This window comes from Dictyobacter halimunensis, assembly GCF_036245075.1.
In genome coordinates this window covers 2,845,158-2,859,412 of the sequence record NZ_BSRI01000002.1, presented here as the reverse complement: position 1 = coordinate 2,859,412, position 14,255 = coordinate 2,845,158, and the positions used below count along the sequence as shown (strand labels likewise).

The window sequence follows — 14,255 nt, the reverse complement described above, 5'->3', positions numbered from 1 at the left end:
GGTGCGAATTCAGCTGCGCATCGAGGGGGGATTCTTCCCCCTCCCCGGATGGCATACGCCCAGGCTACTGGATAGCACGGCCCTCTCCATGCAAGACGCCAACGAGCTGCGACAACTGGTGCAGGAGGCCAACTTCTTTGAGCTGCCCTCTGTGCTGAATACTCCTGCCCCGGGATCCGCCGATTACCGCACCTACTATCTCGCCGTTGAAGACAACGGCAGATGCCACGCGATTCAGACCAGCGATCCCGTCCCCGATTCCCATATCGAGGCTTTGATAAGATTTGTCATGCAACACATCTCCGCCAGCACAAATGCCTGAGCCCCTCGATCACACAAGCCCAAGGCCTGATTTTAGGTGCCATCATGATGGCACCTAAAACCAGGCCTTTCTCCATCACTTTCCACCCGCCTCCTCTCCTATTTGTTGCATAGAGAAAGATAAAGACAAGCAGAAAAACGCAAATGCCCTCGTAGGTGCACCCCTTGCGGGCGCTTGCCGCGAAGCGGCTCCGTACCCGGGCTCATACGTTGCTTGAACATGTGATCATCCCCAGAGAAGGATGAATCAATGGATGGCATGCTTTTGTATTGATCGGCGCTCGCAGGGAATGATGCCATCTTTGGTGGAACGTTCGCGCTCGGGAGCGGGCCGCTTCGCGGCAAGCCTGGGCAAGCCAGGCACCTACGAGGGAATATCCCCTTTTCTTCGTGCCATCCTTCTGGCAAAAAATATGATAGACACCTCTTGCCGGCCAGCACAGAGCAGAGCGCGCACTATTTGTGCTATACTCAATAATTGAATATGGGACTAGCGAAGAGCCAGAGGGACGATAATGAGCACAATTACAATTTACAATGAAATTCAGACCGCTTTGTCTCACGGTGAAAAAGTCGCCATCGCCACGGTGGTGAAGACCATGGGGGCGGCTCCCTGCCCGATCGGTAGTAAGGCGTTGATCCACCAGGATGGCTCGATGCAGGGCAGTTTTGCGGGTCCACAGACCGATGGGAAGGTGGCGCAGGAGGCGCTCAAGGTGTTGCGCGAGGGGAATCCCACCTCGGTCCACATCCACCTGGATGCCGATCAGGGCGAGGCGGTTGGCAGCTGCGGCGCCACGCTAGAAGTTTTTTTTGAGATCTTGCGTCCCGAGCCGCGCCTGATTGTCGCTGGCGCGGGCTACGTCGCCCAGGCCCTCTCCCGGCTGATCGCCAGGCTGGACTTCCGTATGATCGTGGTCGATGATCGCCGCGACCTGGCCGAGTCGCAGGCCTTCGATAGCAAGGTGCAGATGACCTTCGGCGATATCCCTCAAACCATTCGCGATCTGGAGCCAGATGAGGCATCCTGGATCGTTATTGTGACCCGTGGCCATAATCTGGATAAAGAGGCCCTGCGCGCCGCCCTGAATACGCGGGCAACCTATGTTGGGATGATCGGCAGCCCCTCCAAGGTCAAGCGTATCTTCCGCGAACTGCTGGAGGAAGGGATTGAGCGCCAGCGCATTGAGCAGGTTCACGCTCCCATCGGCCTGGACCTTGGCGCCGAAACGCCTGATGAGATCGCCTTGAGCATCGCCGCCGAGATCCTGATGCTGCGCAAGAATGCCAGCGGCGCTCCCCTCAAAACCATGCACAATCTTCTGGATGCGGATGAACATACCTCCACGGCACCCACCACAGGGAAACCAGTCAACGTCTAACGCCACGCGCATGCCTAACACCTCATCAAGCAATGAGGAATATCTGTAAACCGCGACTCTCACGATCGCTTGTGCCCACCCACCGCACGAGGTGGTCCCGTTTGTGAGAGTCGTTATGGCTCTCCCTTCCTTCTTCTCCATTGAACCACCATCAAACGTATGGTCTTGCCCTCTATGCAGTGTCAGTTGTACCCGTATACTGATTTCACTATCAAAATGGCCTCAATTATGGTAACCATTTAGCCGGATATTGGGACTTATCAATGAAGGAATAAAAACATGTACAGAATTGAATATAGGTGGCGATATGAAAACGCTTACGGAAGAAAAAACAGAGCGCACGGCTCGTAACACTGGTTTATGGACACACAAAAACTTCTTGCATTTATGGGCGGGGCAGTCAATCTCGCTCCTGGGCTCTCAGGTCACTCAGCTAGCCCTTCCATTGACAGCCGTCGTTACACTACAGGCAACGGCATTTCAAATGGGATTATTAAATGCCTTCTCTACCCTCCCCACGCTTCTCATAGGGCTGCTGGTAGGTGTATGGATTGATCGATTACGCCGTCGCCCTCTCCTCATTATCGCGGACCTCGTCCGGGCCATCTTATTAGGCAGCATTCCACTTGCCTTTTTCTTACACGTTCTTAGCCTGCCATATCTCTATGTGATTGCATTCTGCACCGGCGGCCTGACGCTGTTCTTTGATGTAGCGCACATGTCGCTATTGCCATCAATAGTTTCGCCAGAACAGATTGTGGATGGAAATAGCAAACTTGAAACAAGCCGCTCAGCCGCATGGATACTCGGCCCTGGCCTGGCGGGCTGGCTTATTCAACTCGTTAGCGCACCAGTAGCCATATGCGTTGATGCGATCTCATTCCTCGCCTCTGCACTGTTTATCTCCCGCGTAGACATAGCAGAAAAGCCACGACAGCAGCAAGAAAGGAGGCCCGCAAGTATCCGGGCTGATCTAAAAGAAGGGCTACTCATTGTCGTACAGGATCGTATACTGAGGACGCTGGCCCTCTCTACGGCAACGTTCAATTTCTTTTCAAGCATAATCGATGCGGTCTACCTCCTCTATATAATGCGAGAACTGCATTTCATGCCCTCATCCATCGGCTTTATCCTGGCCATCGGCAGCCTGGGGTTTCCCTTTGGAGCGCTGCTCGCGGGAACGGCAAGCAAGTACTTCGGGATCGGTAAAGCTATTATCTGGTCTGCGGCCATCAGTGATCTGGCGTTCCTGTTAATCCTTTTCGCATCCAGCACATCCATGTTATCCTTCTCATTTCTGGTCGTAGCAAAAATCATTACCACCTTCACAGGTCCTATCACAGCGATCAATCAGTTAAGTTTAAGGCAAATGGCGACCCCAGATAAACTGCTGGGAAGGGTGAATGGCACGATGCGCTTTATCGTACAATGCATATACCCCATGGGTGCGCTTCTGGCCGGTATCGCCGGAACAGTTATTGGTCTACGGCCAACTCTCTTTATAGGGATAGTCGGCATCCAATTCGGCTTCATCATCCTGCTACTCTCACCTGTGATCCTCCGCATGGACACGAAAGCAGGTGAACGGTATGCATAAGAGATAAAGGCAACAGTAATGGCAGCACTTAAAGATCAAGTAATGGCAGCGCGGCAGGGAAATTTAGAGGCTTTTGGTCAGGTTGTAGAGCGTTTGCGGGGCATGGCCTACGCGACCGCGTATACACTGCTGCACGACGCCCAACTGGCGGAAGATGCGACACAGGAGGCGTTCATTGAGGCCTATCTGAACCTCCCCAAACTACATATGCCCGAGGCGTTTCCAGGCTGGCTGCGCCGCATTATCATCAAGCAGGCTGATCGCCTGACGCGCAAGCAGACCGCGACACTGGTGCCACTCGAACCAGGCACACCGTTTGACGTCGCCCTGGATGAGCTCAATCCCGCCCGATTAATCGAAATGGGAGAGCAGCGAGGCGTTGTCCAGCAGGCGCTGCAAGCTCTGCCAGAACATGAGCGTATAGCGATATTACTCTTCTATGGCCACAACTATAGCCAGCCAGACATCGCTACCTTCCTGGAGGTTCCGCTCTCTACAGTCAAGAAGCGTCTGTTTGATGGCCGCAAGCATCTGAAGAAATATCTACTGGAAAAAGCCTGGGATACGGTGCGCGAGAACCAGCAACCAACGACAGAACTCTTTCCCGCGAAGCTGCAACTCTTGATCGCGCTTCGCACTGGTGACATCACACAGGTGAAATCCATTATTGGACGCGATCCATTTCTAATCAATGGCAATCTTGGCTCTAAAGCGATCAAAGCGGAATACATTCAACGTCATTCACCAAAACTGCCGGCGGATTGGAGCGCCCTCCACGAAGCCATTGCCAGCCGTCAACCACACCTGGTGGCCTTCTTGCTGGATGCAGGCGCGAACATCAATAGCAAGGGTTACGATGGCTCAACCCCATTGTGGGAGGCGGTGCGCAGCGAACAGATCGAAATAGTAGAGCTTCTGCTGGCCCGCGGTGCCCACGTCGATGCCGCCACCGGCGCAGGACTGACCGCTCTGCACTATGCGGCCATGACGGATAATCTTCCATTGGCCAGATCATTGCTGGTCCAAGGTGCCAGCAGCAATGGACCTCAGAATACGCCAAAAAGCCCACTGCACTGGGCCGCACTCAAGGGCCATACCGCCATGGCACAATTACTGGTGGAGCATGGAGCCGATCCCCACCAACGCGATGATCTACAGCGGCGCCCCCTTGATTGGGCGCTGGCTCGTGGTCATCAACCCGTGGTTCAACTACTCCAACAATACATGGACAACGAATCAGCATCAGCTAATCAGACAAGCAACTCTCTATCAGACGCCGCGTTGATCTGAGCAACCTGTCTGTAGCCATAACACAACAATTTTATTGACTAAGGACATTGAGAAAGGACAAGTATATGTCTGCACAAGTATCCATTCCTAAGGGTACAGCCGCGCTCCATCGGGTTCTTAACAGGCTCGGGCGGCCCACAGACGGTAAGGGAGTTATCGCGGAACAGGATCTGACCACGTTTGAAGAGTTTAAGCTGGATACGGCAACATCTAATTCCGTCGGCAGCTCTAAACTATATGAAACAGGGATCAAGGCCATTGACCTCCTGGCGCCCATTCCCTCGGGTGGCATCTATACGCTGATTGGCGATCTCGGACTGGGCAAGCTAGTGATCATAGAAGAGTTGATACATAATCTGGCGACGCGCAGGCATGGCTACGCCGTTGCTGTTACGATGGGTGAAACTTCCTACGAAACCACTGGATTGGGTACCAGCATTGTTGAAGGTAACCTACAGGCGCAGACGGCGGTAATTTTTGAGCCACAATCAGGAAAATCAGACGTCAGCCGGCAATTAATCCAGGTTGGGCTGAATGTTGCCCGGCAGTTGCGCGGCCAGGGTCATGAGGTGCTCCTGCTGATTGATGAGCCAGTGGTTAGTTATGCCCGGGCGCTTCATCTGCCGGGACTTGCTGCTGCCGTACAGGCCGAGAGCATTACCACATTGCTGCTCACGCGTACTGAGGAAAAAGATCAGGCGTCCGCTGGCAAACTGGTGATGAGCCGAGCGCTGGCTGAACAGCGGCTCTACCCCGCAATGGATCGTCTCGCCTCTACCTCTACGTTGCTGCAGGGTAATGCCACGGACCAGGAACATCAGGAAACGACCCGACAGGTATGTGCCCTGTTGCAGCAGGCTGAAACCCTGCAACAGCAAAGTACGCATTCGGCTCAGGAGCAGCAACTGCTGAATCGGGCGCGGCGTCTGAATCTCTTTCTAACCCAACCATTCCATGTAGCCGAAACCTTTAGCGGCATTCCAGGAGAGTATTTGAGTACAGCAGAGACGCTCAATAGCGTCCACGATCTGCTCAGTGGTCGCTACGACACGCTACCAGAGGCAGCATTTACCTTTGTAGGCACCATCGATCAAGTAATTGCCAAAGCACAATAGTAGAGTTGTCCTATGCTCTTTTTTGCCGCCTGCGGGCGGCAAAAAAGAGCATAGGACAACTCTGCAAAGCAGCTTGCCCTCTTGCATGTAACCTCGAAGCATACTATCATAGGCAATGTGCGCGAAAGAAGTGTTTTTTAATTGGAGTCAACGATGAATATTCTCCCACTTGCCTATCTTTTAAGCGGGGGCTGGCTACATATCGGCCCACCGTATATCTACATTAATATCGATCCGGTCCTCGTGCATCTGGGGCCATTGGCGGTGCGCTGGTATGGCCTGATGTATGTGGTGGGCATCATGGTTGGTTTATGGGTCATCAAGGGCTACACTACCCGCAAGGGCATTGACCAGGATACGGTCTATCGCATCCTCTGGTGGTGTATCGCGGCCGGACTTATCGGTGGCCGTCTGTATTTTGTGGTGCAGCAGCCGCATCTGGTAGAAGACTATCTCATGCAACCATGGCGCATCATAGCGACCTGGGAAGGTGGCATGGCCTTCTATGGCGCGATCTTCCTGGTCATCCCAACGCTTTTCTGGCGCGCCAAAGTTGAGCGTATCAATCCACTGGTCCTCATCGATGCGGGCGTGCTGTTCGGAGCGGCGGGCCAGATTTTCGGCCGTATCGGGAATCTGATCAATGGAGATATCATTGGCTTTCCCAGCACGCTACCCTGGTCAACCGTCTATCAGAATCCCAATAGCTGGGCCTGTTTCAATCCAAGTACCTGTAATGTTCCGGTGCAGCCGGCGGCCGGCTACGAGCTAATCATCAACCTGTTTGTGCTTGGTTTGATGCTCTATCTCGCGCGCCGCGTGCGGCGTCCCGGCATCCTCATGCTGGTTTACCTGTTCAGCTATACCATCTCACAGTTCTTTATCTTCTTTGCGCGCCAGAACGACATCGTGAGCTTCCTGGGTCTCAATCTGGGACTTAAACAGGCTCAATGGACCTCTCTGGTCGTCTTCATTCTACTGCTCCCCCTGACCTACTGGGTAATGCGTACCTCCAGGCCGGTTCCAGATGGAGAGGTTGCCGCCACCTACGGCATTCCACAGAAACCTAAACCCGCACTGGAAAAGAAGGTCATCACCGAAGAGCTGAGCGAGGCACCAGCGCTCGTAGCGGCAGACACAGAAACAACCAGCGTGGATACAGAGACCCCAGCTACAGAAAGCGAGCGGACGAGAACCGGACCCGAAGGAAAAGAAGCGACTGCCGCCACAACAATGGAAGCAGATGCCCATACAACCGGGCACGCAGAAGCAACCGCCCCGATTACAGAACAGCCTGATGGCTCCGCGGTCCAATCAACTCCCAAAGGAAGCGGGCAGAAATCGTAAGACATTTAATCAGAGAGACAGAAACTCGCCGTAACGTGATGTTGCGGCGAGTCTTTTTTTCCTGCCAAGGATGCTAAAACCGGCAGTGCCAGCACATAGCCAACTGCACGCTACTTCTCAGTCGTGTTATAATGCGCCTGAACGTTTCCACTTTTGCTGTCCCGAAATAGAATGGTTGGAGTAGGCATCTCGTTGTATCGCATGTTTATGCATGGAAGGCTGGCCCCTATATTATGCTCATTACACGGATTGAGTTAGAGAATATAAAAAGTTATCGTCAGGTCTCGGTAGATTTTCGTCGTGGTACGACGGCGATCAGTGGCTCCAACGGCTCTGGGAAGACTACGCTGGTTGAGGCGATTGGTTTTGCGCTCTTTGGCTACCTCTCGTATAACCACGATCAGTTTGTGCGTGAGGGGGAGAAGAGTGGCCGCGTTGTGGTCCACCTGATCGGCAGCGATGAGCGCCCATATACGGTCGAGCGACGCTGCGGCACGGGCGCGCGCTGGCTTGTCTTCGATGAAGAGGCCGATATGCGCCTGGAGCAGCGCGCCGATGTGCTGGATAAGCTGCACGAGCTGTTCGGCATCGATCGCGAGCGCTCGCTGGAGGCGCTGTTCCGTGATGCCCTCGGCGTGCCACAGGGAACCTTTACCTCTATTTTCCTGGAGACAGCCGCCAAGCGTAAACAGACCTTTGATGCGCTGCTGCAAATCGAAGATTATCAGACGGCCGCCAAATATTTGCTGGGCACTCAGAATTATTATAAAGATCAGCGACAGGAGCAGCAGGCCACGATCGATCGCTTGCAGTATGAGACGCGCGAACTGGACGCCTGGCGCGAAGATCTGCGCTCCAAACGTCTGACGGAACAGGGACATGCCGAGAAGAACCTGCGGCTCAGCGAGCTGTTGAGCCACAACGAGAAGCGCAAAACCATTCTGGAGCGGCAAGCGGAACAGGTGCGCAGCCTGGAAGCCCGGTTCAATCAGGCCGAGGCGAAGCATAACTTTGCCCATTCTATTTTACAGGATCGCCAGCAACATCTGCAGATCGCACGCGAGGCTCAGCGTGTCGTGCAGGAGAACCAGGCGGCATTCAATCTCCACCAGGCATCCAATGAGAAGCTGCGCCAGCTGCGAAAGGATGCCAACGACCGTGACGCGCTGCGCCAGCAGCAGGCCAGGGCGCAGAATCTGCAGATCCAGGTCAGCGAGCGCATCAGCCACCAGCAGGAATATTTACAGGAGGTGGAGCGCGCCCGCCAGCGCATCGCCGACCTGGCGCCCCTGGTGGAACAGCAGGTTGAGCTAGAGCGCCAGCGCGATGAGGCTCGCCAGCAGAGCCAGCGCTACAAGGACGTCTGCGCCGAAGGTGTGCGACGCAAAGAACGCCTGCAGGCTCTACGACAGGAACAGGAACAATGCCAGCGCAAGATCGCGACGATCGAACCTCTGCTCCCGGTCGCCGATTTGATCGAGATACGTACCGAGAAGCACACTCAGCTCCGCCTGCAGGTCACCACGCGCACACAGAAACAGCAGCAGCTTAAAGAGAAGACAGCCCTGCTGCGTGAACGCAAGCTCGAAAGGGAACCCCTGATCGAGCCTCTGCGCAAAGCCGAGACCAGTGTCCGGCTGATCGAGGAGCACCGTCAGGAAGCGGAAGAGATGCCGGAGATTGAGCAGCAGCTCAAGGTCCTGGACGATCAGCGCATCCGCATTGAGGGCAATATCGAGGGCTACGCCCGCTCAAAGGCTGAATCCGCCGGAGGCCAGTGTCCCTTGCTTAACGAGAGCTGCCTGAATATTCGCCGCCTCGGCATTGTCAGCCTGGAATCCTATTTCGAAAACCTGCTGGTCGAGGAACGCGAAAAGATTGAGCGGATCGCGGTTCAGCAGCGTACACTGAATCGGCGCAAGAGCCAGATCCAGAGGTACGCGGATGCCCTGCCGCGCTTCGCCGAATATGTGGAGCGCCGCGATGAGCGCGCCGCCAATATGCAACGTCTGGAGCGCGAGATTGACCGGCTGACGGAAGAGATCACGGTCCTCAAACAAGAGCTGTTAAGCATCGACCAGGTCGATCAGCAATTGTCGCAGGCCGAAAAAGAGCTCAAAGAGAGCCGGCTGGCAGACACGCAGGTCCGTGGGCTGGACGGTCTGAAGCAGCAACTGGCGCAGTTGCAGAGGCAGGGAGAGCAGATTGAGGAAGAGATTGCGGCTTTGCGGCAGGAAGCCACGCAGCTCCAGGGTAGCGCCTCCAGGCTCACGCAGCTTGAGACCGAGCTGGCCGCCCTCAATGATCCTCGCTCCGAGAGCCGCGCCCGGCAAGAGACCATCGCCCGGGAAGCCACCTATCAGCAACAGTTGGGCGAAGAGCAGCAGCGCCTGCGAGAGGTTCAGCGGCAGCTCCAGGCTCTAGAGGAACGCCTGGCCCGCTACACCACGCTAGACCAGGATATCGCCTTCCAGGAAGTCACTATTCAGCAGAACCAGGCCGGCTACCATCTCTATCTCCAGCATCAGAATGAGGCCAACACCCTGCCCGAACGCGAGCGAGCCTATCAACAGCAACAGACGCTGGCAGCCGAGGCCGAACAGCATCTCCGGCAGGTACAGCGCGCCTTTGATGAGGCGAAGGCCGCCTTTCAGCAGCATGAGCTCGATCAACTGCGCATAGAGATAGAGCAGATCCGTGGCGAGCAGATCCAACTGGTAGAACAGATCAAGAATCTGCAAGGAGAGATTTTGCAGCTAGAGCAGAGGATCACGCAGGCAGAGGCCTTGCTGGTCGAGTTGGAGGCCGCGCAGGCAGAATATCAGACCCTGGATGATCTACATAAGATGATGGGGCAGTTCCGCGACCTGATTAAAGACGCCGCCCCGCATGTACTCCGCGCGATGCTGGCCGATATTTCAGCGGAGGCTAATCGTATCTTCGGCGAGGTGATGGGAGACCGGAGAGCCACGCTCGCCTGGCGCAATGACTACGAGATCATCCTGCGCCAGCAGGGCGTCGATCGCAGCTTCGCCCAGCTCAGCGGAGGTGAGCAGATGAGCGCGGCCCTGGCGGTACGCCTGGCCCTGCTCAAGAAGCTGTCCACCCTCAACGTCGCCTTCTTCGACGAGCCAACGCAGAATATGGACGAGCTGCGCCGCATGAACCTGGCCGAACAGATCCGCCGCGTGCGTGGCTTCGATCAGCTCATCGTCATCAGCCACGACGATACCTTTGAGCAGGGATTGGATAGCCTGGTGCGCCTGAACAAGAAGGATGGCGAGACCCACATCCTGGATGACGAAGATGGCGCGCTACCACAGGCGGACTTCGAGCAGGCCTGGCAGCATACGAGCGGCACGCAATCCCAGTTGCAAGCAACCAATTAGTCAGGGAGGAAAAGATGCTGCACAAAGGCAAATTGCAGGCGGCGCTGAACGCCAAGAAGGGGCAGTTTTCGCTCTTCGATGGATCGTTCAACGAACAGCTGGGCATGTATCAGTACGCGCTGGAGCACCTGTATGAACGCTATCCCTCCAGTTCGCAGATGGAACATATGCTGCCACCCGATGAGATCGGCATGCCATCGGCCGGCGCCCGCCCAACGCTGGAGTTCGATCGCTGGCTGGTAAATGCCGTCAACCAGACTTACCACGGTCCCGTCTTTCCCTTTGGGCGCGATTTCGGCACCCATGAACAGGCCCGGCAATGGGCCGAGTGCATCGAGGGCGTCACCACCATCGCCGTCGATGGTAGCCAGTTGATGCCATGGCGCGACGCGTCGATCCCGGTGGGACTGGTGCAGGTAGGTTTCTTTGTCAATCCCCATGCCCGTGGCCGCACCTATACCAAAGATGTGCGCATGGAGGTGCTGGCCCCCGAAGAATTGATGGATGACGTCAAAAACGACATGGAGGATCCCGATAGCTATCCATACTCGGAAATGCAGGTGACACAGCGCCGCTACCTGCTGGAGGTCGAGACCATCTGTGATCTGATGCGCCAGCAGGCGGCCGCGCGCCGCGAGGAAGATCCCATCTACAGTCCGGTGGTCTTCTTCGATGGCTCGCTGGTCGTCTCCTTCGCCCTGACCATGCCCAATCCCTACCGCCAGCGCTATATCGATGCCGCCCTCTCCCTGCTGCGCACATCGGAAGAGCTACGCGTGCCCCTGATCGGTTACATTGACACCAGCTATGCCCGTGATATGATTACTATGTTACGCCGACTGGATGCGACCCTACCCAGACCGGTGTTACGCGATACAAAAAAGATTCACGACGCCCTGCTCTGGCGCGGCCATCTACGCTGGGGAGATCGTACGCCGGCCATGCTATGCGCGCGCAACGACGTGCTGGAAAGCTACGGACCCGACCATAACAGCGTGGCCTTCTGCTATCTACAGACCACGGCGGTACGCCCTCCCACACGCCTGGAATTCCCGCGCTGGATGCTCGACGATGGCATCCTCGACCCCGTACTGGATATTGTCCGGGCCGAGATCATCGCCGGCAACGGCTATCCCTACGCCATCGAAACCGCCGACGCCGTCTCAGTGATCACAATGCAGGACCGCAACGAATTTTACGGCCAGTTCCAAACCTTCCTGGAACGCCAGGGCGTCAAATTCACCTACTCAACCAAATCACTCAGCAAAAATAGGAGGCGGTAAGAATAATTGGAGATATGTGTGATAGCATAACCAGTCGCGCTGCGACTGGTTATGCTATCACACATATCTCCAATTATATCGGCACCATATGGTGCAAAGCGGGAGGTACAGGAAGGGCGGCTAGCCCCCCTGCCGAGTCCGGAGCGTCCCCAAAATCTCTTCTCCCCCTCCCCCTCCCCCGCCGCAGGCGGGGGAAGCGACGCCGTAGGCGTTTACGCTTTTAAAGCGTTTTAACAGCGAAAGCTGAACTATTATAAGTGAGTATACAATTGCACGCAAACAATATGTTATACTTGCTATAACATATTGTGCGTCGGTTCTCTAGAAATCAAAGCGAAGAAATTGTCTTATGTCACGTTCGACAACACATACATTTACCTGTCCTTGTGGACAAGTCTTTAATGGCCAGGCCTACGAATACGTCAATGTCGCGGATGATGCCCATCTGCGCTACGTGGTGCTGGCCGGTTTAATCAACGTCTCAACCTGTCCCAATTGTGGCAGGCGGGCGGCCATCTCGATGCCGTTTGTTTATTCTGATCCGGCCTATAATCTGCTGGCCTATGTGCATCCACGGGCCGACGCGCCCGAAGATGCGCGCCTGCTAATCCTGGAGAAACTGCGCGACGTCTATATGGATGCTTCCAAGCTCCATGAGCAACAGGATAAGGCTGGCGAGTCCAGCAGCAACAATGGGGGACGCGTGGTCTCCCTTTCGGCCTCCGAGGCGAAGGATATGCCTCCGCTAAAGGTGGTCTTTGGTCTAGAGCAGTTGGGCGAGCTGATCAATAATGAGCTGAGCCCGGAGGATCGTCTGGGACGGCTGGCGTTGAGTACGCAGAGTCGCAGCGAGGCAGAGCGTGGTCAGTTCCACGATATTACACGTAAGCTGGCGACCGAGATGGGCTGCTGCATCGAGGTAGAAGATATGCCCGATGAATATACCGTCTGGCTCTATGGATCGCGCCGTCAGGTCGGTGCTTTGATGCGCGAGCTGGCGACACGAGGATAAATGATGATTACAATTGGGATATTGACGGTAAGCGATGGTGCGGCTCGGGGAGAGCGACAGGACCTCAGCGGGGCCCGTGCGCGCGAGCTGGTGGCGCAACTGCCAGATGCTACGGTTCAGCTACAGAGTGTGGTGCCCGATGAGCAGGAACAGATCGCGGCGATCTTGCGCAGTTGGTGCGATGAACATAAAATCAACCTGCTACTGACTACGGGGGGCACCGGCATGGCTCCCAGGGATGTCACTCCGGAGGCGACCAGGGCCGTCATCGAGCGGGAAGCACCCGGCATCGCCGAGGCTCTACGCGCCATCAGCCTGAAGTATACGCCGATGGCCATGCTGTCACGCGGTGTAGCCGGCGTTCGTGGCCGCACCCTCATTATCAATCTCCCCGGCAGCCCCAAGGCCGTCCAGGAGTGCCTGGAATATGTTTTACCAGTTCTCCCACACGCCATCAACCTGCTCATTGAGGGGCCGAAGGAACATTAACTATCATGGGCATACACCACAGGGTGGGAAAGGGGCCTGCGGAGTACACCGGTCATACAGATAATGTCTTCACGGTCGCCTGGTCTCCGGACGGCATGCGCATCGCCTCCGGTGGACGCGACAATACGGTCCACATCTGGGATCCATCGACCTGCCAGCAGATCCTCACATTCCATGGTCATCCAACCTGCGTACTGGACCTCGCCTGGTCGCCCGATGGCCAGTACATAGCCAGCAGCTGCACCAGTGGCCTCGTCCAGGTCTGGCAGGCCACCACTGGTATGATCATCCATACCTATCGCGGCCATAGGCGCTTCGTACGTACCGTATCCTGGTCGTCCGATGGGACCTGTATCGCATCGGGTGGTGATTATGGCGATAACTCGGTACAGGTCTGGCAGGCATTTGATGGCAAGCACCTGTATACCCACGGTGGGCAGTATCGTGTCTTTTCCGCCCTCTGGTCCCCGCGTGCCGCGCGCATCGCCTCCAGCTGTTTTGAGGACAACGTCCAGGTCTGGGACGCCACCACCGGGATGCATCAGCTTCAGTATAATGGTCATAGTGGGCCTGTTTATGCCACGGCGTGGTCGCCCGATGGGACACGCATCGCATCGGCGGGCCATGATCGCCAGGCGCACATCTGGGATGCCTCCAACGGGCAGACGCTATGCACCTACAACGAACATACGCACATTATCAAGGCCATCGCCTGGTCGCCCAATGGAGATTTTTTGACCTCGGCCGGCAACGATACCGTGCTGCAGGTCTGGAACGCCGAAACGGGGCAGCTCCTGGTCTCAGAACCACGGCTGCACCAGCATTGGATCCGCAGCCTGTCCTGGTCACCCGATAGTACTGTAATCGCTTCGGCCAGTCAGCGCAGCATCCACCTCTGGCCGTGGCAGCAATCGCGCTATTGAGATCTAGCTCAGATGCATCTATTTTTGTGCTCCAGGCGTACTAAAAACGTGCTACAGGCTAAAGCACGATGATGGGTTGTAATGAGGAGGTTGCCTCCAGGATCTAA

The 14,255-nt window shown here is 55.9% G+C and carries 11 protein-coding genes; all 11 read left to right on the top strand.

Features of this window, described 5'->3' with window-relative positions:
- The first annotated feature begins 1 nt into the window (after position 1).
- The 11 genes from AABA21_RS25945 to AABA21_RS25895 all read left to right on the top strand — a co-directional run bounded on the left by AABA21_RS25945 (position 2) and on the right by AABA21_RS25895 (position 14,148).
- Positions 2–322 (top strand): protealysin inhibitor emfourin, encoded by a 321-nt coding sequence (locus AABA21_RS25945; protein WP_338254690.1) that lies wholly within the window; start codon positions 2–4, stop codon positions 320–322.
- 514 nt (positions 323–836) lie between these two features.
- Positions 837–1,703, top strand: a complete 867-nt coding sequence (locus AABA21_RS25940; RefSeq protein WP_338254688.1) for an XdhC family protein — start codon at positions 837–839, stop codon at positions 1,701–1,703.
- A 307-nt stretch (positions 1,704–2,010) separates the two neighbouring features.
- Positions 2,011–3,300, top strand: coding sequence for an MFS transporter (locus tag AABA21_RS25935; RefSeq protein WP_338254687.1), 1,290 nt, complete (start codon positions 2,011–2,013; stop codon positions 3,298–3,300).
- Positions 3,301–3,318: 18 nt separating this feature from the next.
- Positions 3,319–4,590: a sigma-70 family RNA polymerase sigma factor gene (locus AABA21_RS25930; RefSeq protein WP_338254685.1), complete on the top strand. Its 1,272-nt coding sequence runs from the start codon at positions 3,319–3,321 to the stop codon at positions 4,588–4,590.
- Between the two features lie 65 nt (positions 4,591–4,655).
- On the top strand, positions 4,656–5,705 hold the full coding sequence (locus tag AABA21_RS25925; RefSeq protein WP_338254682.1) for a F0F1 ATP synthase subunit beta: 1,050 nt from the start codon (positions 4,656–4,658) through the stop codon (positions 5,703–5,705).
- A 153-nt stretch (positions 5,706–5,858) separates the two neighbouring features.
- A complete protein-coding gene (gene lgt, locus AABA21_RS25920) occupies positions 5,859–7,052 on the top strand; it encodes a prolipoprotein diacylglyceryl transferase (protein ID WP_338254681.1) in 1,194 nt (397 codons plus the stop codon).
- Between the two features lie 233 nt (positions 7,053–7,285).
- Positions 7,286–10,441, top strand: a complete 3,156-nt coding sequence (locus AABA21_RS25915; protein ID WP_338254680.1) for an AAA family ATPase — start codon at positions 7,286–7,288, stop codon at positions 10,439–10,441.
- A 14-nt stretch (positions 10,442–10,455) separates the two neighbouring features.
- Positions 10,456–11,724, top strand: coding sequence for a DNA double-strand break repair nuclease NurA (locus AABA21_RS25910; protein ID WP_338254679.1), 1,269 nt, complete (start codon positions 10,456–10,458; stop codon positions 11,722–11,724).
- Between the two features lie 349 nt (positions 11,725–12,073).
- Complete coding sequence (locus AABA21_RS25905; RefSeq protein WP_338254678.1) at positions 12,074–12,736, top strand: CpXC domain-containing protein; 663 nt, start codon at positions 12,074–12,076, stop codon at positions 12,734–12,736.
- Positions 12,737–12,739: 3 nt separating this feature from the next.
- On the top strand, positions 12,740–13,225 hold the full coding sequence (gene mog, locus AABA21_RS25900; RefSeq protein WP_420917220.1) for a molybdopterin adenylyltransferase: 486 nt from the start codon (positions 12,740–12,742) through the stop codon (positions 13,223–13,225).
- 5 nt (positions 13,226–13,230) lie between these two features.
- Positions 13,231–14,148, top strand: coding sequence for a WD40 repeat domain-containing protein (locus AABA21_RS25895; RefSeq protein WP_338254675.1), 918 nt, complete (start codon positions 13,231–13,233; stop codon positions 14,146–14,148).
- Positions 14,149–14,255 lie beyond the last annotated feature (107 nt).